The sequence below is a fragment of the Shimazuella soli genome (genome assembly GCF_022511585.1).
Lineage (GTDB): Bacteria > Bacillota > Bacilli > Thermoactinomycetales > Thermoactinomycetaceae > Shimazuella > Shimazuella soli.
Genome location: NZ_JAKWBN010000003.1, coordinates 226,095 through 243,659, shown reverse-complemented (window position 1 = coordinate 243,659; position 17,565 = coordinate 226,095). Strand labels below are relative to the sequence as shown.

The 17,565-nt window shown below is 41.5% G+C and carries 23 protein-coding genes; 8 read left to right on the top strand and 15 right to left on the bottom strand.

Going from position 1 to position 17,565, the window contains the following annotated elements; translation table 11 throughout:
* Positions 1-60: 60 nt before the first annotated feature.
* The 12 genes from MK805_RS09705 to upp all read right to left on the bottom strand — a co-directional run bounded on the left by MK805_RS09705 (position 61) and on the right by upp (position 8,407).
* Positions 61-312 carry a hypothetical protein gene (locus MK805_RS09705; RefSeq protein WP_240875559.1) on the bottom strand — a complete coding sequence of 84 codons (252 nt, stop codon included), beginning with the start codon at positions 310-312 and terminating at the stop codon, positions 61-63.
* Between the two features lie 193 nt (positions 313-505).
* A complete protein-coding gene (locus MK805_RS09700; RefSeq protein WP_240875557.1) occupies positions 506-901 on the bottom strand; it encodes a F0F1 ATP synthase subunit epsilon in 396 nt (131 codons plus the stop codon).
* A gap of 15 nt (positions 902-916) precedes the next feature.
* Positions 917-2,317 (bottom strand): F0F1 ATP synthase subunit beta, encoded by a 1,401-nt coding sequence (atpD, locus tag MK805_RS09695; protein WP_240875555.1) that lies wholly within the window; start codon positions 2,315-2,317, stop codon positions 917-919.
* A 22-nt stretch (positions 2,318-2,339) separates the two neighbouring features.
* Positions 2,340-3,206, bottom strand: a complete 867-nt coding sequence (gene atpG, locus MK805_RS09690) for an ATP synthase F1 subunit gamma (protein WP_240875553.1) — start codon at positions 3,204-3,206, stop codon at positions 2,340-2,342.
* Between the two features lie 40 nt (positions 3,207-3,246).
* Entirely contained in the window at positions 3,247-4,761 is a 1,515-nt protein-coding gene (gene atpA / locus MK805_RS09685; RefSeq protein ID WP_240875551.1) for a F0F1 ATP synthase subunit alpha, read from the bottom strand.
* 21 nt (positions 4,762-4,782) lie between these two features.
* Positions 4,783-5,313, bottom strand: a complete 531-nt coding sequence (locus MK805_RS09680; protein WP_240875549.1) for a F0F1 ATP synthase subunit delta — start codon at positions 5,311-5,313, stop codon at positions 4,783-4,785.
* Positions 5,310-5,798 carry a F0F1 ATP synthase subunit B gene (gene atpF / locus MK805_RS09675; RefSeq protein WP_240875548.1) on the bottom strand — a complete coding sequence of 163 codons (489 nt, stop codon included), beginning with the start codon at positions 5,796-5,798 and terminating at the stop codon, positions 5,310-5,312. The genes MK805_RS09680 and atpF overlap by 4 nt, the downstream gene beginning before the upstream one ends.
* Before the next feature lie 169 nt (positions 5,799-5,967).
* Positions 5,968-6,192: a F0F1 ATP synthase subunit C gene (gene atpE, locus MK805_RS09670; protein WP_160800256.1), complete on the bottom strand. Its 225-nt coding sequence runs from the start codon at positions 6,190-6,192 to the stop codon at positions 5,968-5,970.
* Positions 6,193-6,215: 23 nt separating this feature from the next.
* Positions 6,216-6,953 carry a F0F1 ATP synthase subunit A gene (gene atpB, locus MK805_RS09665; protein ID WP_240875546.1) on the bottom strand — a complete coding sequence of 246 codons (738 nt, stop codon included), beginning with the start codon at positions 6,951-6,953 and terminating at the stop codon, positions 6,216-6,218.
* 9 nt (positions 6,954-6,962) lie between these two features.
* Entirely contained in the window at positions 6,963-7,337 is a 375-nt protein-coding gene (locus MK805_RS09660; RefSeq protein WP_240875544.1) for an ATP synthase subunit I, read from the bottom strand.
* 8 nt (positions 7,338-7,345) lie between these two features.
* On the bottom strand, positions 7,346-7,561 hold the full coding sequence (locus MK805_RS09655) for an AtpZ/AtpI family protein (RefSeq protein WP_240875542.1): 216 nt from the start codon (positions 7,559-7,561) through the stop codon (positions 7,346-7,348).
* A 216-nt stretch (positions 7,562-7,777) separates the two neighbouring features.
* On the bottom strand, positions 7,778-8,407 hold the full coding sequence (gene upp, locus MK805_RS09650; protein WP_240875540.1) for a uracil phosphoribosyltransferase: 630 nt from the start codon (positions 8,405-8,407) through the stop codon (positions 7,778-7,780).
* 308 nt (positions 8,408-8,715) lie between these two features.
* Here upp and MK805_RS09645 point away from each other — a divergent pair, with 308 nt between their 5' ends.
* The 8 genes from MK805_RS09645 to MK805_RS09610 all read left to right on the top strand — a co-directional run bounded on the left by MK805_RS09645 (position 8,716) and on the right by MK805_RS09610 (position 15,966).
* Complete coding sequence (locus MK805_RS09645) at positions 8,716-9,489, top strand: MATE family efflux transporter (protein WP_240875537.1); 774 nt, start codon at positions 8,716-8,718, stop codon at positions 9,487-9,489.
* Positions 9,490-9,695: 206 nt separating this feature from the next.
* Positions 9,696-11,045, top strand: a complete 1,350-nt coding sequence (gene bioA, locus MK805_RS09640; protein ID WP_240875534.1) for an adenosylmethionine--8-amino-7-oxononanoate transaminase — start codon at positions 9,696-9,698, stop codon at positions 11,043-11,045.
* On the top strand, positions 11,038-11,745 hold the full coding sequence (gene bioD, locus MK805_RS09635; RefSeq protein ID WP_240875532.1) for a dethiobiotin synthase: 708 nt from the start codon (positions 11,038-11,040) through the stop codon (positions 11,743-11,745). The genes bioA and bioD overlap by 8 nt, the downstream gene beginning before the upstream one ends.
* A 3-nt stretch (positions 11,746-11,748) precedes the next feature.
* The gene (bioB, locus tag MK805_RS09630; RefSeq protein ID WP_240875529.1) at positions 11,749-12,735 is read left to right on the top strand and encodes a biotin synthase BioB; all 987 of its coding nucleotides are present in this window, start codon (positions 11,749-11,751) and stop codon (positions 12,733-12,735) included.
* The gene (gene bioF, locus MK805_RS09625; protein WP_240875528.1) at positions 12,732-13,910 is read left to right on the top strand and encodes an 8-amino-7-oxononanoate synthase; all 1,179 of its coding nucleotides are present in this window, start codon (positions 12,732-12,734) and stop codon (positions 13,908-13,910) included. Before bioB ends, bioF begins: the two co-directional genes overlap by 4 nt.
* Entirely contained in the window at positions 13,907-14,641 is a 735-nt protein-coding gene (locus MK805_RS09620) for an alpha/beta fold hydrolase (RefSeq protein ID WP_240875526.1), read from the top strand. Before bioF ends, MK805_RS09620 begins: the two co-directional genes overlap by 4 nt.
* Positions 14,628-15,431, top strand: coding sequence for a malonyl-ACP O-methyltransferase BioC (gene bioC / locus MK805_RS09615; protein WP_240875523.1), 804 nt, complete (start codon positions 14,628-14,630; stop codon positions 15,429-15,431). The genes MK805_RS09620 and bioC overlap by 14 nt, the downstream gene beginning before the upstream one ends.
* 142 nt (positions 15,432-15,573) lie before the next feature.
* On the top strand, positions 15,574-15,966 hold the full coding sequence (locus MK805_RS09610; RefSeq protein ID WP_240875522.1) for a hypothetical protein: 393 nt from the start codon (positions 15,574-15,576) through the stop codon (positions 15,964-15,966).
* A gap of 72 nt (positions 15,967-16,038) precedes the next feature.
* On the opposite strand, the gene MK805_RS09605 is transcribed toward MK805_RS09610, so the two are convergent.
* The 3 genes from MK805_RS09605 to MK805_RS09595 all read right to left on the bottom strand — a co-directional run bounded on the left by MK805_RS09605 (position 16,039) and on the right by MK805_RS09595 (position 17,561).
* Positions 16,039-16,599, bottom strand: coding sequence for an NUDIX hydrolase (locus MK805_RS09605; protein WP_240875520.1), 561 nt, complete (start codon positions 16,597-16,599; stop codon positions 16,039-16,041).
* Positions 16,600-16,685: 86 nt separating this feature from the next.
* Complete coding sequence (locus MK805_RS09600) at positions 16,686-17,159, bottom strand: DinB family protein (RefSeq protein WP_240875518.1); 474 nt, start codon at positions 17,157-17,159, stop codon at positions 16,686-16,688.
* A 54-nt stretch (positions 17,160-17,213) separates the two neighbouring features.
* A complete protein-coding gene (locus tag MK805_RS09595) occupies positions 17,214-17,561 on the bottom strand; it encodes a hypothetical protein (protein WP_240875516.1) in 348 nt (115 codons plus the stop codon).
* Between the last annotated feature and the right edge of the window lie 4 nt (positions 17,562-17,565).

The following is a 17,565-nucleotide window of genomic DNA, read 5'->3' as shown; positions in this document are numbered from 1 at the left end:
TTGTTATTGGCCCAGCAAGATATCAACGATACCTTGCTGGTTGCCCAAAGAATTACTCCATTATACCTTTTTCCTTGGAGTCACCTTGTTCGACAACTCTACTTCTACTCCAGGGAATCTTGGCTCCAGCTCTTCCTTCTGAGCCTCAGCGGCCTTGATGGCGGAATCCGAATCAGGAAACGGGACTCCATTCTCATGGGGAAGTACCTTTACATACTCTCCTGGTACCTCTACCCTCACAACCCAACCCGATGGGTTGCCCATGTAAGGCACGCATTTCAAGATTCGAATGTTTGGGGTGATGTTGTCCATGAACTTCTCTCTAGGCAGCAAACATTAGAAAATATTATAACAAAATTACAATTATGATGGATATACAAAAATTATCTTTACATATACTTAACTTATTAATAGAAGGGAATCTCCCTTTTTAAAATCCAACTTAGATATCCATATTCACATAAAAAAACACTTCCTTATACAAGGAAGTGTCTTCTTTGATATATTATTTCCACTTAGCTACTTCTAAACGATTTACTGCGCGTTTGAGTGCAAGTTCCGCACGTGCTAAGTCTCCTTCGTGTTCTGCGATTCGTCCTTGGGCTCTCTCTACAGCAGCTTCTGCCCGTTCTACGTCAATATCAGTAGAGAGCTCAGCTGTTTCTGCAAGAATAGTCACACCACTTGGGCGAACTTCCAAAAATCCTCCGCTTATCGCGATCCGCTCTTCGTTACCTTCATTTTTCACTCTTACGACGGTAACAGATAAGGGACTAACAAGTGGAGCATGGTGAGGAAGAATACCGATATCCCCATTTGCAGCACGAGTAATGACCATTTCTACATCTTTGGAGTAAACTTTTCTTTCTGGGGTCACGATGTCCAGTTGCATTTTACTCATTTGACAACACTCCCACTAGACGGTAACGCCAAGGGATTTTGCTTTTTCAATGGCTTCGTCAATATTTCCAACCATGTAAAAAGCATCTTCAGGAAGATGGTCGTGTTTACCTTCCAAGATCTCTTTGAAACCACGAACGGTTTCTTTTACTGGTACATACACCCCAGGTTGTCCGGTAAACTGTTCTGCAACGTGCATGTTTTGGGAAAGGAACTTCTCGATTCTACGCGCACGAGCAACCAATTGTTTGTCATCTTCCGATAGTTCATCAAAACCTAGAATTGCAATGATATCTTGTAATTCATTGTAACGCTGCAAGATTTGTTGTACACCGCGTGCAACATTGTAATGTTCTTCTCCAACAACCGCAGGAGTTAAGATACGTGAGGAAGAAGCTAGTGGATCAACCGCTGGGAAGATACCTTTTTGTGTTAAGCGGCGTTCCAAGTTGGTGGTTGCATCCAAGTGCGCAAACGCAGTTGCTGGTGCTGGATCTGTATAGTCGTCCGCAGGAACGTAAATCGCCTGAATAGACGTTACAGAACCAGTCTTGGTCGAGGTGATACGCTCTTGCAATTGACCCATCTCCGTTGCAAGCGTTGGTTGGTAACCAACCGCTGATGGCAGACGACCAAGAAGTGCGGACACTTCAGAACCTGCTTGGGTGAAACGGAAAATGTTGTCAACGAAAAACAATACGTCTTGACCTTCATTGTCACGGAAATATTCAGCCATGGTAAGACCAGTTAACGCAACGCGCATACGTGCACCTGGCGGCTCGTTCATCTGACCAAATACCATTGCGGTTTTGCTGATAACGCCAGAGTCTTTCATCTCATGGTAAAGGTCGTTCCCTTCACGGGTACGCTCTCCAACACCGGAAAATACAGAAAGACCACCGTGTTCTTGTGCAATGTTGTTAATCAATTCTTGAATCAATACGGTTTTCCCTACACCTGCACCGCCAAAAAGACCAATTTTTCCACCTTTTGCATATGGTGCTAGCAAGTCTACTACTTTGATTCCGGTTTCCAGCATTTCTTGTTCAGTTGATTGCTGTTCAAAACTTGGAGCCGGACGGTGAATCGGTAGTGTTTCTTTTACATCTACAGGCCCTGCTTCATCGATTGGTTCACCCAACACATTAAAAATCCGACCAAGTGATGGACGACCAACTGGAACAGAAATAGGAGCACCTGTATCTTCTACATCCATTCCCCGAACTAAGCCATCGGTAGATGACATAGCAATTGTACGTACGTTGTTATCTCCAAGATGAAGAGCTGTTTCTAATGTGAGCGATGTTCCATCGCTTTTCTTAACGACAAGAGCATTATTGATTTCAGGCAGTTGTCCACGTTCAAACTCAACGTCAACGATCGGACCCATTACCTGTAAAACTCGCCCTAGACCCATCTTATTCCCTCCTTAACAAAAACTATAATGCTGCGGCGCCACCGACAATTTCGGCAATCTCTTGTGTAATTGCTGCTTGACGAGCTCTGTTAAACTCAAGGGTCAAATTGCCGATAATCTCAGTCGCATTATCCGTCGCATTTTCCATTGCATTCATCTGTGCCGCATGTTCACTTGCTTTTCCTTCTAAAAGTGCATTATAAATCAAAGTCTCCGCATATCGAGGCAGTAGCTCGGCTAATACCTCTTCTTCCGATGGCTCATATTCATAAGCGGTTTTTTGACTTTTTTCTTCTTGCACCAACTCATCTGATGCTAATGGTAAGAGTCTTTTTTCCATAGGACGCTGAACAACAGGATTTACAAACTCGTTATACAACAAATATAGTTCATCATAATTACCATCCGCATAGTTACTCACAGCATCTTTAGCAATATTGATTACCTCTGAAAACTGTGGAATAGCAGATACCCCTGTCGTTTGACCGATGATAGGAAGGTTGCGTTTTTTCAACACTTCCAAACCTTTGCGACCAATAACAAAAACTACGTACTCATCTTTTGAGCTATGCCGTTCTTCCAACTTTTGCATGAGCAGACGGATCAAGTTACTGTTATAACCACCCACAAGCCCACGATCTGAAGTTACGATCAGATATCCGGTTTTAGAAACTGGTCGTGACTGTAGCATCGGATGTTTCACACTTGATCCACCTTGTGCTAAACCTGTGATAACTTCTTTTAGTTTTTCTGCATAAGGACGGCTTGCTTCTGCCTGTTCTTGTGCCTTACGGAGATAAGAAGCAGCTACCATTTTCATCGCTTTTGTTATCTGCTTGGTTTTCTCAAAAGAATTTATCTTTAATTTAATCTCTCGCATCGTTGCCATCGTTGATTCACCCGCCTTTCCTCTCAGGCTTCATCAGTCTTTACGCTGTTACAGAAAAACCTTTTTTAAAGCTTTCAATCGCAGCTTTTAATTTCTCATCGTTTTCATCTTCCATCTTCTTATGTTCACGAATACTAGCCAAAATATCTTCATGACTTGCATCCAAGAAAGAATGGAATTCTTTTTCAAAGCGGCGTACATCAGCAACTGGAATATCATCCAAATGACCTTTGGTTGCCAGGTAAATGGATATAACTTGCTTTTCTACTGCCATTGGCTCATTTTCATCTTGTTTCAAAATCTCAATGACTCGCTCACCACGTGCAAGTTTTGCTCTTGTAATTGGGTCCAGATCAGAACCGAACTGAGCAAATGCCGCAAGTTCATTGTATTGGGAAAGGTCTAGCTTTAAGCTACCTGCTACTTTGCTCATTGCTTTGATCTGAGCAGAACCTCCTACACGGGATACGGAAAAACCTACGTTTACTGCTGGGCGAACACCTGAGTAGAACAAGTTAGACTCTAAGAAAATTTGACCGTCTGTAATCGAGATTACGTTGGTAGGAATATAAGCGGAAATATCGCCTGCTTGTGTTTCGATAAATGGCAATGCGGTAAGGGAACCGCCTCCGCGCTCATCGGATAATTTTGCAGCGCGCTCTAATAAACGGGAATGCAGGTAGAATACATCCCCTGGATATGCTTCACGACCTGGTGGGCGACGTAGAAGAAGGGATAATTCACGGTAAGCAGCCGCTTGTTTGGATAGATCATCATATACACATAGCACATGTCCGCCATTGTACATGAAAAATTCACCCATCGAACATCCAGCATACGGTGCCAAGAATAGTAGCGGAGCTGGATCAGATGCGCTTGCTGCTACAACGATGGTATATTCTAATGCACCATGGCGACGTAGTTTTTCCACTACTTGTGCAATGGTTGATTGTTTTTGTCCGATTGCTACATAAACACAGACTACATTTTTACCTTTTTGGTTGATGATGGTATCGATCGCAATCGTCGTTTTCCCTGTTTGACGGTCTCCGATGATTAACTCCCGTTGTCCACGACCAATTGGTACCATCGAGTCAATTGCTTTTATACCAGTCTGCATCGGCTCATGAACAGATTTCCGATCGATAACCCCAGGTGCAGGGGACTCTATAGCACGAAATGCAGTGGTGTTAATTGGGCCTTTTCCATCTAGTGGCTGTCCAAGAGGATTTACTACACGTCCGAGTAATTCTTCTCCTACAGGTACTTCCATCAGACGACCCGTACGTTTTACTTGATCACCTTCACGAATTTCACTGTAAGGACCTAAAATAACAACCCCAACGTGATTTTCTTCTAAGTTTAAAACCATTCCCATAATGCCGCCTTTAAACTCTAAGAGTTCACCAGCCATTGCATTTTGGAGACCGTGAACGCGGGCAATACCGTCCCCAACTTGGATAACGGTACCGACATCGCTAATTTCAAGGTCCGCTTGATAATTTTCGATTCGTTCTTTAATCAGCGAACTGATCTCTTCTGCACGAATGCTCATACCGATTTTCACCCCTATGCTTTAAGCATTTAGACGTTCTTGAAAACGGAGCAATTTGGTTTTGAGGCTGCCATCATAGAGGCGGTCGCCTACCTGTACAATTACTCCACCTAATATATCTGAATCCACTCGCTCTTCGATCACTAGTTTCTTGCCGATAATCTCTGCAAAAGTAGTCACTAGTTCTGCTTTTTCACTAGCAGTCAACGGGTATGCAGCTGTTACAACTGCTTCTGCCATACCAGTTGCTTCTAAGGCCAGTCTTTTATACTCAGCAGCAATTCCCGTAAGTTCATTTTCCCGTCTCTCATCTACCAACAAATACAAAAAGTTTTTGGTAAGAGGTTGAACTTCTGCAAAACTATTTTCTAAAATAGCTTTTTTCCGCTCTGAGGAAGTTGCCGGATGAGATAACCACTTTGAGATATCCGAACGTGCAATTGATTCGAGTATAAGTTTCAAATCAGCCCCTATTTCTTGGAGCAAGCCATGTTTTTGGGCGACTTCAAACAAAGCTTTTCCATATCGTTTTGCTACTAACGATATATTCATTGCATTCTTCCTACTTGTTCAAGATAACGGTGTACCAACTTTGATTGATTGGTCTGATCCAATTCTTGACCGATCAATTTTGTAGCCAGTTGTACACTCAATTCTCCTACTTCTAGACGAAGAGCAGACAATGCTTTTTCCTTCTCACGGTTAATTTCGTTTGTCGCCTCTGCTATCAACCGTTCTGCTCTTTCGTTAGCTAAACGGATAATTTCTTCCGCTTCACGCTCTTTTTGGACTTTTGCCCGCTCAATAATTTCTTTTGCTTCTTCTTTTGCTTGTTGCAAGGCTGCTTTTTGATCCTCGATTAGTTTTTCTGCATCTGCACGTTGCTGTTCAGCCGACTTGATTTGTCCATCTATATAATCTTGTCTTGTACGCATTGTTGCGAGCATAGGGCGAAGTGCAAATCGAGAAACCAAAAGCATCAGAATAAGGAAAATCACCAACTGAGCTAACATTGTCCCCAAATTTAAGCTTAACAAAGGAGGTCACTCCTTTCGGTTATAGTGGATAAACCAATACAAATATTTTCGTTACTAAGAACAGTTGTATCTCCTAAAGTTAAAACAATAGCGGGAGATTTTGTGCCCCCGCCCATTTACTGAGATCCCGCAAAAGTTCCTTTACGGTTGGACTAGCACATTACCTGACTTAAATAACTCCAAAGAGAAGAAGAATACCAAGAGCCACACCGATAATTGGCAGCGCCTCGATCAATCCGAACAAAATCATGGTTTGACCAAATAGTTTGCTTTGAGATTCAGGTTGACGTGCGATTCCTTCGATATATTTTGCGAAAAGATTACTGTTACCGATTGCTGCTCCGAGTGCTGCGAAAGCGATCATGATTGCACCTGCAAGAATATTTAAATCCATTTATATGTTCCTCCCAAAAAAGTTTAATGATCTGATGTCATCTTTTGTGCGATATACACATTTGCTAGTACAGTAAAAATATAAGCTTGGATTGCCCCGACGAATACAGAGAATCCCATCCATGCTAACATTGGTATCCCAGTCAAGTAGATTGGACCTTTTGTAAGCATAATAACGATCAAAACTTCCCCAGCAAAAATATTTGCCCATAGACGCATAGCATGAGTTGCTGGTTTTGAAAATTCTTCGATTACATGAAGTATACCTAGCGGACTCAAGAAGTGTTTAAAATATCCCTTTACACTCGTCCGAAGTCCCATATAGTTTGCAAACAGGGCAATAGCAACAGCCATCGATATCGTTACATTCAGATCCGCAGTAGGAGATTTTAACCATGAAACTTCATGAGTCTTTTGCAAAAGCCCCTCTGTAATCCCTAGTGCAGGAACTGCATGGTGGGCATCAGCTGATACCATCATGATGACCCCAAGTTGGTTCGCTATCAAAATAAACAAAAAGAGAGTGAAGGTAAACCCAAGATATTTTTCTGCTGTCCGGTCATCAAAACTCATCCGTGCTATTCCACGGCTAAAGTCGATCACCATCTCTACTACATTTTGAAGTTTACCGGGTCTCATTTGACGTCCACGGGTAGCAAGAATAGTAATGATGAGTACGATAACAGCAGTTAGCAACGAACCGATTATGACAGTTAAATCGAAAGTTAAACCGAGAAAAGTAACCTTTGGTGATAATTCCATTCCGATAAGTCACCCCCTTTGTGCTTTAGGAGTTGTAAAGTAGGAGAAAATAGATAGGATATAGCAAAGTGGCAGCCCAATGAGTACACTCTTTACATCAAATGTAGCAGGATATTTGGCCGCAATAAGCATAGCGAAAGCTACCACGAAGAAACGATTGATCATTCCAGTTCCTCTGATTTTGTTACCTGCTAGGGCATTTTTGAGTACAAGCTCTAGCTTCCAAGATAAGTACCAAAAATTATACAGGCTTACAGATGTCCCCAAGAGGAGTCCGCAAAAAAAAGCACGGTATGGGGTCAGAAAAACCATGATCAGAAACACGATGAGGAGTCCAGTAGTGAGGACCATCACGCGACGGCGAGTGGTTAGTTTTGATTCCATGAGGGAAGTCATTCCTTTAAAAAAGCTTTTAGCGTGAAGGCAGCACTGACAAAACCGATCGAAAGACCTAAAACTAGGCCGATAAGAAGCCACAAAGGCTTGGTATGCCAAGTATCGTCTGCCAGTTTCCCTAACCAAGCGCCACCAACAGATAGGATTATCACTTCCGTACCCATTGAACCAACCATCGCTACCAGACGTAACGCACTTTTATCTTGATTCACACGGAAAACCCCCTATTGGAAGTAATTTAATGGGGTATTGGTGAAAAATTGTTGGTTCGAGGGTAATTGTCTCAATTAGTCGTTTCCCCTGCTAATACTACCGGATGCCTTCTTTCATTGTCAACGCTTTCGTACCCTAGAATGTGAATAATTCGTCACATATTTGCAATATCCTTGAATTAACCCTGTAAAATCAATGTAATCTCCGTGAAAAAATTACTTTGTTCCAAATAATCTATCCCCTGCATCTCCCAAACCTGGTACAATGTAGCTTTTTTGGTCTAATTTTTCATCTACTGCTGCAACATAAATATCAACATCAGGATGATCTTCTTGCAACCTCGCGATTCCTTCGGGAGCAGCAATCAAGCACATAAATTTCATGCTTGTCGCCCCAATTTTCTTCAATTGATCGATTGCAACCGATGCTGATCCGCCTGTAGCAAGCATAGGATCGATCACAATCAATTCACGTTCTCCTATATCTGATGGCATTTTGGCATAATATTGGACTGCCTCCAAAGTCGCCGGATCGCGATACAATCCAATATGACCCACTTTTGCTGCTGGAATTAGTTTTAATACGCCATCAACCATCCCAAGTCCTGCACGTAATATGGGCACTAAGCCAATCTTCTTTCCTTCAATCATTTTACATGTCATGGTGGTCACAGGTGTCTCGATCTCTACTTCCTTAAGCGGTAAATCTCGAGTAATTTCATATGCCATCAAAGTTGCTACTTCATCTACCAGTTCCCGAAATTCCTTAGTTCCTGTATTTTTATCCCGAATATACGTCAATTTGTGTTGAATCAAAGGGTGATCAAAAACGTATACATTGCTCATATTCTCATTCCTCTTTTCTTGTATCCATTATCGACGATGTACTTTTTTCCATACCTAAAAAAAGCCCCTTATTGAATATAGAGGTTCTGAAAAGAAATTACTAGCTTTAAGAATGAATCAATAGTATCTCTTGATTAAAAATCTCCTCCTCTTCCATATGGTTTCTATTCTTATGCTAGAATAAAAATATTCCGACTATAGTTAAGGACAGTACAGTGGATCAGAAATCCCGTACACGCAGAATACTCGACACCGTCGGGTGGTCTGGTACAGGGCAACTCTCGAAAACAGTCACAGGCTTTATCAACATGCTGCTGGTTGCTCACCTCGGTATCCAAGCGGTGTTGATCGTGGCGTCGACCTTTATGGTTACGCTCGTCTATACGGCAATCGATCAATCTTATGGTGGTACTACATCACCATGGGTCAGCCAGTGCACTAGTGAAAAGAAAAAAAATCTGCCGAAAAGCTTGCAAGTCCTGAAAGACCCATGCAAGGATATGGCAGAAAATCAGACGTTGCTCGTACAAACGATCATACTCCAAACATTGTGGTTTTCCATGGTATTTGGGTTGCTTGTGGGATGGATTGCTATTGTCTTCCCAAGCGAACTCCTTCAGCTATTCGGCAGCAGTGAAACAGTCGCACAAGCAGGATCTGCCTACTGTCAAGTGATGATCGGGCTGATTTGTCTGTCCTCCTTTTCCAACGTACTGGAAAACACTTTGCAAGGGCTGGAACAAGCCAAACGTTCCGCACAAGCGAATGTCGTCAAGAATGGAACACATCTGCTGCTCGGTCTGGGAGGGATCTATTTCCTGCACTCTGGAGTAGTAGGGATTGCATGGGCAGCGATTTTGGGACAGGCAGCAGGATTGATGTATGCCGCCCGTTTCCTGCGGAAATTGGGGTTCCAGACAAAGCTCATCCTCCGTCCTAACTGGAACTTCCAGAAGGATGCCCTCCATAACGCGGCTCCACTGATGGCGGACATGTTGTTCTACCAAATGAATAACATCTTCATGTTCAACATTCTGCGAAGTTACGGTGAGGTCGTTTTTGCATCTGCAAACTGTACATAAACGATCTTAAAAATGTTTACTTCCAATAACAAAAAAGTTAACCACAACTCTTTACGCTGGTTAGCTTTTTTCATTTGTTCCAAACAAATATAAACCCCAAAAAACCGAACTGAATAAAAAATCCCCCTTGTTGTGTCAAGAAAGTTCTGTTATATTCCCAATTGTAAACTAACATAAAAATATAGTTTACAATTGGAGTGTGAATTTTGGAAAATTACGAAGAATTATTACAAAAAAACAGTCAATACCTTTGGAATCCCTTTACCCAAATGAAGGAGTATTTGCAGGAGGAACCACTGATCATTGAGCGAGGTAAGGGAGTAAAGCTCATCGATGTCAGAGGCAGAGAGTACTACGACGGAAATGCTTCCGTATGGCTAAACGTATTTGGGCATAACCGTAAAGAACTAAATGATGCACTCTCTGAACAATTGAGTCGAATCGCTCATTCTACGCTGCTGGGGATGTCTAATGTACCTGCAATTTTATTAGCGGAACGATTGGTACAAATAACACCTGATCGTGTCCAAAAAGTATTTTTCTCGGACAGCGGAGCGGAAGCTGTAGAAATTGCATTAAAGATGGCCTTTCTCTACTGGAAACACCGAGGAAAACCAGAGAAGCACATTTTTCTCAGTATGCAGAACGCTTACCACGGAGATACAGTCGGCGCAGTAAGTGTCGGTGGAATTCCAACATTCCATCACGCATTTGACCGATTGTTATTTCAAACTGAAAAAGTACCCTATCCATATCCTTATCGCTTTTCTGGAACCGAACAAGAATGTGTAGAAACATGTTTAGCTGAACTTCAAAAGAAATTGGAGGAGAAGGCTGATCAGATTGCTGGATTAATTGTTGAACCGATGGTACAGGGTGCAAGTGGAATTATAGTCGCTCCCAGAGGCTATATGGCGGAAGTAGAAAAACTATGCCGCCAGTATGATATTTTGCTATTGGCAGATGAAGTAGCTACAGGATTTGGAAGAACGGGAAAAATGTTTGCTTGTGAACATGAGGCAATAGAACCTGACATTCTAACAGTTGGAAAGAAATTAACGGGAGGTTATTTACCAGTAGCCGCAACTTTAACCTCCGATGAAATCTATCAAGCTTTTTATGGTGATTATGCAGACCAGAAAACTTTCTATCATGGGCATTCTTATACAGGCAACCAATTGGGCTGTGCAGTTGCACTAGCAAACTTAGATCTTTTTGAGCAGGAAAAGATAATCGAACATGTCAAAGACACCAGTGAGCAAGTTGCCCAGTGGTTAAAAGAATTTTACCAACTCTCCCACGTTGGAGAAGTTCGTCAGCTGGGATTGATGATAGGGATCGAATTAGTGAAGGAAAAAGAGAGCAAAAAACCCTATCTTCTTGAAGACACAATCGGTCAACGAGTATGCAATCGAGCAAAAGAACTCGGTTTAATCACTCGACCTTTGGATTCTGTAATCACTTTTCTGCCTGCCCTTATTGCTGCGAAAGATGAGCTGCGGGAAATGCTCGATATTCTCTATCAAGCAATTCAAGAGGTAACAGAAAGTGAATAAAGGAATTTTTATCACGGCTACTGGAACTGAGATTGGCAAAACAGTCATAACTGCTGGACTTGCTTTGGCGCTTAAAGCGTGTGGTTATCGAGTAGGAATCATGAAACCTGTTCAAAGCGGTCATCTGATCCATGCAGATGAAAGTGATGGAATGCGTCTGAAATATTGGGCTCAAATAGAAGACCCCATTGAACAGATTGTAACGTATAGTTTTCCCGAACCTGTTGCACCACAATTAGCAGCAGAAATCTATCAAGTACAGATGGACCCCTCTATCATCTTAAACCAATTGGCACAGTTAACGAACAAATATGATGTAGTCCTTGTAGAAGGGGCAGGGGGACTAATGACACCAATAAGTGAGCAATACTGCATAGCTGATCTAGCACGAGATATCGGTTTTCCTCTTCTCGTGGTCGCTCATCCCTTGCTGGGAACAGTAAACCATACTGCCTTGACAGCCCTCGGTGCTCATCAATACGGGCTATCTCTAGTCGGTGTTATTTTAAATGGATTAAAAGAAACAGAAAAAGACCCAAGCGTACCACATAACCCTCGGTTCATTGAACAGATAGCAAAGGTTCCAGTGCTCGGAACAGTACCTTGGTTAGATTCCTTTACACCTGAAAAATTACAACAAATCATGCAAGCTAACATAAATATTCCAAAACTTATACCCCGTCTAGGCTGGGAGGCATAAAAAATGAACACCTTAAACTGGGAGACATATGCGGATAAAGCTTTATCAGGTGATTTATTATCGGCAAAGGAAGCAATGTCTGTATTAGAAGCGGATGATATTGAGCTGTTAGCATTGCTGCAAGCTGCTTTTCGCGTCCGTCACCATTACTTTGGTAAAAAAGTAAAACTGAACATGATCATCAATGCGAAAAGCGGTTATTGTCCAGAAGATTGCGGTTACTGCTCCCAATCTATCCTCTCCAAAGCACCTATTGAGAAATATACCATGCTGAATAAAGATGTCATCGTTGATGGAGCTAAGGAAGCAGTAAACCGTAAAGCTGGTACTTATTGTATCGTCGCTAGCGGTTATGGACCTACTGCCTCTGAACTAGAAGAAGTGATAGAAGCAGTGAAGGAAATAAAAAGAGACACAAAATTAAAAGTTTGCGCTTGTCTTGGAATACTGCGTGATGACCAAGCTTTGAAATTAAAAGAAGCTGGAGTGGATCGATACAATCACAATTTAAATACGAGCAGCGACCACTTTGCCAATATTACAACTACTCATACTTATGATCAACGTATACAAACTGTAGAAATGGCAAAAGAAGCAGGAATTTCCCCATGCTCTGGATGTATTGTGGGAATGGGTGAAACAAAGGAACAAGTTATTCAGATCGCCGCCGCATTGCGTGAACTAGATGCCGATTCCATACCGGTTAATTTCCTAAACCCCATCAAAGGCACACCATTGGAACACACAAAAGAGTTAAACCCTCGTTATTGCTTGAAAGTTCTAGCTTTAATGCGATTTATGAATCCAAGCAAAGAGATTCGTGTATCCGGTGGAAGAGAAGTAAACCTTGGACAACTGCAAGCCCTCGCTCTTTATCCCGCTAATGCTATGTTTGTGGGAGATTACTTGACAACAGAAGGTCAAGCAGCAAATCTTGATCATCAAATGATTAAAGATCTCGGATTTGAAATCGAACTTTGTGCCCTATGAAGAACTGGGAACTAGAAGTAAACAATGAATTACACCAACTGGCTGATAAAGACTTAATGCGTGAACTGAAAATTACTCTTCATGCTGCTAATTCTGTGTGTATGCGAGACGGAAAAAAATTGCTGAACTTCTCCTCCAATAATTATTTGGGACTAGCTAAGCATCCTTTGCTGATTCAAGCCATGCAAAAGGCTGAAGAAGCAGGTTCACCTTCTTCTCGTTTACTAGTGGGACATGAAGATGCAACACATTATTTAGAGGAACAACTGGCAAAATGGCAGCAAGCTGAATCTGCTCTCGTATTCAGCAATGGATATATGGCCAATCTTGGTGTTTTATCTGCTTTTTTAAACAGCAGGGACGCGGTTTTTAGTGATCAATTCAATCATGCCAGCATTGTCGACGGTATTCGTTTAAGTGGTGCAAGGTCATTTCGATATCGACATAACAACATGAATCATCTGGAAAGCCTGCTGCAAAGAGCGTCTAAGAAGAACTATAGACGAAAACTTATTGTCACAGATGCTGTATTCAGTATGGATGGAGATATCGCACCTCTCCGCGAAATCATCTTATTGAAAGAAAAGTATGGAGCGGCTTTATTTGTCGATGAAGCGCACAGCGTTGGAACAATGGGGCCTCTTGGAAGAGGTTTAGCCCATCATTTGGGCATTGCGGATCAAGTAGACTTACACATGGGTACATTCAGCAAAGCATTTGGGGTATACGGAGCTTATGTAACAGCTAAAAAAGATTGGATTCGATATCTCATCAACACTTCCCGGAGCTTTATTTATACTACTGCTCTGCCACCCTGCATAATAGCAGCAATTATTCAGTCTTTAAAGGTGATCCAAAAAAGCGATAAATCTCGCCATCTATTGCATCGCAAGAGTATGGAATTTCGTTCTGAGCTTACAAAGTATGGATTCGATACAGCAAATTCCTCTACCCAAATTGTTCCGATTGTAATCGGCGACAGTTTCCAGGCATTAACCTTCAGTCAAAAACTTATGGAAAAAGGAGTCTTGGCTGTAGCCATCCGTCCGCCAACCGTACCAGTTGATGGTGCAAGGCTTCGATTCTCTTTGATGTCCAGCCATCGAGAGGAAGATATCCAAAAAGCAATAAAATCCATAATTCAAATTGGAAATGAATACGGTGTGATCCGATGAAAAAACAACATTCTTTTTTGTGGATTTCGGGATGGTCTCTAACTTCAGATATGTGGAAACCTTTTATCAAAAAGTGGCCAAATGTGCATCATCACAGCCTCTCCTTCGAAAATTGTAAAACGGTTGAACAAATCGAGGAACATGCGGTCCAAATTTTTCAAAAAATCGAACACAAACCCGTCATTATTATTGGATGGTCACTTGGAGCAATGATAACACTACAACTTGCTCTTCAATATCCAAAACAAATAAATCATCTATTCTTGATAGCTGGTGTATCCTCATTTATCCGAACAAAACATCATAAATTTGGATGGCATGAATTAGCAATCAAGAGAATGAAAAAACAGTTGGATAGAGATGTTCATCAAACCATTCGGCTGTTTGATCAAACAATGTTCACTCAACATGAAAAGCTCAGTGGCTGTGAAGAAGAATGGCACAAGGAAATGCGGGAAAATATTCCTTCTGTGTCATCCCTTCAGGCTGGATTGGATTACCTACAGCAATTTTCTTTTGATGAACACACAAAATTTATTCATACCCCTGTTTCGTTACTCTCTGGCGAAAAGGATGAGATTTGCTCTTTGAACTCAACACAATACTTAGCAAATCAACTTGCCTCTTCTACCCATTCCGTCTGGAAAGAGACTGGACATGCTTGTTTTTATACAAATCAAGAGAAGTTTCATCAGTGGATACAGGAGGGATTGCCCCATGCGGGTGAATAAATCATTGGTTGCACGAAGATTTGACCGATCATCCTCCACTTATGACCAATATGCTGTGATCCAAAAGCAAATAGCGCATCGATTACTCCAAACTTTGGACAAATGCAATCAACCAATAAGACGCATTTGCGAAATAGGCTGCGGAACGGGATATTTGACAAATCTACTCATACAAAAGTATCCAGATGCAGAGTTAACAGCCATAGACCTAGCGCCAAAAATGATCGAAACAGCAAAAAGAAATATCCCACATCCAAACATCCATTGGCACACTGGGGACGCAGAAGATGTCCATGCATACTTATCAGGTAAATATGATCTGATCATTTCCAATGCAACAATTCAGTGGTTATCAAATTCGAAAGAGACCATCATGTCTTGGGGAAAAGCACTCCAACCGAACGGGGTGCTTCTAGCATCCACGTTTGGCATAGATACTTTCCAAGAACTTACAAACCTGTTTCAAAAGTTAGAGAAAAAGCAAGCTGACCAACATCACTTAACCATGCACCCCTCTACCTTTTGGAAAAAGCTGTGGGAGTTAGCTGGGCTTACTTCTGTTAATGTCCAAGAAAACAGGGAAAAAGTTTCTTACTCTAACTGCCGATCTTTTTTACGTAATATAAAAGCGACTGGAGCCAATTATTCCGTATCGCAATCCTCCTCACTGGCAAATCATTTGTTATTAAAAAATGTCATGGAAGAATACGATCGGTTATATCGGGAAGAAAATGGAGTATACGCTACCTATCATGTCATCCATTTATATGGCCAGAAAACCAGTGAGTAGACAGTCATCTGTTATTAATGTGAAAAGGGGAAATAGGGAAGTACTCATTTACCCTTTTTTGGTTTTGTACATCAGGTAAAATAATAATAAATGAACCGAATTCATAGAAGGTTCTGCGACTTACAAAAAGGGGATGATTCTATTGAAAAAATGGTTGGGAGCTTTATTTGCTTTTGTTGTGATGTTCGCTGTTCAAGTTAATGTGACTCATGCTGCTACAACTTACTGGTCTGGTTATGCACATTTTAGTACGAGTTTCACCACGAAAACCTTTTATTTATCTAACAAACAGTTAGTACTTGACTTCGAAAAATATGCAAGCCCTAAAGATGGTTCCTTTCGAATTGAGTTGCGGAAAAAAGGCTCAGGCAAACAAGTAGACTACTGCATAGGTGATGCATATGCAGACAAAAAAGGCTACGATGCACAATGCTTTTTCGATAGTAAAAGAAGCGCAGGCAACTACTATTTGAAATTCGTCAATCTTACCAAAGGCACCACTATTCATATCCCAAGCTATACATTGCATGATTAAAAAACTATCTGTAAGCAAACAAGACGGCGTTCCATTATAGAATTGCCGTCTTTGTGTTTTTTTAAGACTGGATTAGATGTTCGTTTTTTGTATGATGAAATCATTTAATTTGTTTGCTAACAATCGCATAGGCATTTCCTCAAGAGACAGCCATGCATAATCGGTCACTTCTTCTTCCTGTAAAATAATACTTTGAGAGGAATCCAAACGAAATACAAATCGAAAATCGGCATGCCAATGCCCGGGTTCATCCTTTTGGGGATTAGACGGTATTTCATGTAAGTCAATATCAATTGGTACATTTTCCTCCTGTATGCAGTGGAGACAATTCAAAGGAATACCAGTTTCTTCAACTGCTTCCCGTAAACTAGCATCGATAAGAGATTGATCTGTCTCCTCACAATGCCCTCCAGGCAGCAGCCACTTCTTTAAAATCTTATGTTTAATGTGTAGTACCCTATTATTTGGGTCTATAATCACAGCACTAGTAGTGACATGTCCGGATACGTTTGTACGTAAGGTTATAGACGTATTCATAGATTCACATAGCGGTTGTAATGATGCTATGTTATCACTTGGAAATTGGATGGAATACAAATGGATCACTTGCTTGATTTCCTCTTGCATTATCATGGGAACACATATCCTTTTAAGAGAGATTAGAAAAATGGGGAAATAACTCCTTGATGCGCTAATGTTAAACTAACGGGTGCGTTAGTTTAATAGGTTTGGTTCTCTTGATATGCCTTCTTTACCCGTTCAATCTGATCAAGGTGGTCGCGGACATGTTGCACTCGATATTCCAGCAATTGCTTAAATGTGAACCGCCCCTGATCGACATACACCCCTACTCGTTTGCTTTGTTCACTAGTTAGATGGTCCAGAATAGGCTGCATACTGGAACGCAGCAATTTGAAAAGAAGCAAATGCTGTTCACGGTCCAACAAATCATACCCCAAGTTATTAGCCCATGCGTCTTGGTCAAATGAAATCAGAATCGGCTCATCCTCCGCCAAGACTTTTTTTAGCCGAGATGTGGACGAGATCTCAGAATCCGTTACATGTATGAGAATTTGATGAATGCTCCATTTGTTTGATGCGGGCTTGTAACGAAGCTGCTCTTCGGTCAATCCTTCAATGGCTTCCCGAAGCATTGTGTATCCTAAGGCATATTCCTTAATTAACTCCTCCAATTCAATACCTCCTAATTACAAGTAATATCTTTACATCGAAAACCTTCCCTTAACTTAATCTGCATTTTCAACTTCTTTCCCTTTACCTGAGGCGAAAATATCAAAATTTTTACCTCGTATATAGGTCACACCATTTCCCATCTCTATCACTTCCGCATCAAGTAATATAATCCCTATCTCTTTCCCACGCTCGCTGGTAATCGATAATTTACTCACTTTCCTAGTAGAGATGCTGGGCTTAACGTACGGATTTTCATCAAAAAAATAGTCAATCCGAAGCTCATTCCCTCCAATCGAAAGCCTAGTCCGCTTATAAAACCGCCACTGATGGCTTATATTTAAAAAATCCACAAATGCCCTTACCTTCTCCCGGCATCCTTCCACCATTAACCTCAAAGCCATTTCG

Coding starts and splice junctions, on each gene's coding strand:
- MK805_RS09705 (WP_240875559.1), bottom strand. CDS start 312: ATGGACAACATCACCCCAAACATTCGAATCTTGAAATGCGTGCCTTAC.
- MK805_RS09700 (WP_240875557.1), bottom strand. CDS start 901: ATGAGTAAAATGCAACTGGACATCGTGACCCCAGAAAGAAAAGTTTAC.
- atpD (WP_240875555.1), bottom strand. CDS start 2,317: ATGGGTCTAGGGCGAGTTTTACAGGTAATGGGTCCGATCGTTGACGTT.
- atpG (WP_240875553.1), bottom strand. CDS start 3,206: ATGGCAACGATGCGAGAGATTAAATTAAAGATAAATTCTTTTGAGAAA.
- atpA (WP_240875551.1), bottom strand. CDS start 4,761: ATGAGCATTCGTGCAGAAGAGATCAGTTCGCTGATTAAAGAACGAATC.
- MK805_RS09680 (WP_240875549.1), bottom strand. CDS start 5,313: ATGAATATATCGTTAGTAGCAAAACGATATGGAAAAGCTTTGTTTGAA.
- atpE (WP_160800256.1), bottom strand. CDS start 6,192: ATGGATTTAAATATTCTTGCAGGTGCAATCATGATCGCTTTCGCAGCA.
- atpB (WP_240875546.1), bottom strand. CDS start 6,953: ATGGAATTATCACCAAAGGTTACTTTTCTCGGTTTAACTTTCGATTTA.
- MK805_RS09660 (WP_240875544.1), bottom strand. CDS start 7,337: ATGGAATCAAAACTAACCACTCGCCGTCGCGTGATGGTCCTCACTACT.
- upp (WP_240875540.1), bottom strand. CDS start 8,407: ATGAGCAATGTATACGTTTTTGATCACCCTTTGATTCAACACAAATTG.
- MK805_RS09645 (WP_240875537.1), top strand. CDS start 8,716: ATGCTGCTGGTTGCTCACCTCGGTATCCAAGCGGTGTTGATCGTGGCG.
- bioB (WP_240875529.1), top strand. CDS start 11,749: ATGAACACCTTAAACTGGGAGACATATGCGGATAAAGCTTTATCAGGT.
- bioF (WP_240875528.1), top strand. CDS start 12,732: ATGAAGAACTGGGAACTAGAAGTAAACAATGAATTACACCAACTGGCT.
- MK805_RS09620 (WP_240875526.1), top strand. CDS start 13,907: ATGAAAAAACAACATTCTTTTTTGTGGATTTCGGGATGGTCTCTAACT.
- bioC (WP_240875523.1), top strand. CDS start 14,628: ATGCGGGTGAATAAATCATTGGTTGCACGAAGATTTGACCGATCATCC.
- MK805_RS09605 (WP_240875520.1), bottom strand. CDS start 16,599: ATGATAATGCAAGAGGAAATCAAGCAAGTGATCCATTTGTATTCCATC.
- MK805_RS09595 (WP_240875516.1), bottom strand. CDS start 17,561: ATGGCTTTGAGGTTAATGGTGGAAGGATGCCGGGAGAAGGTAAGGGCA.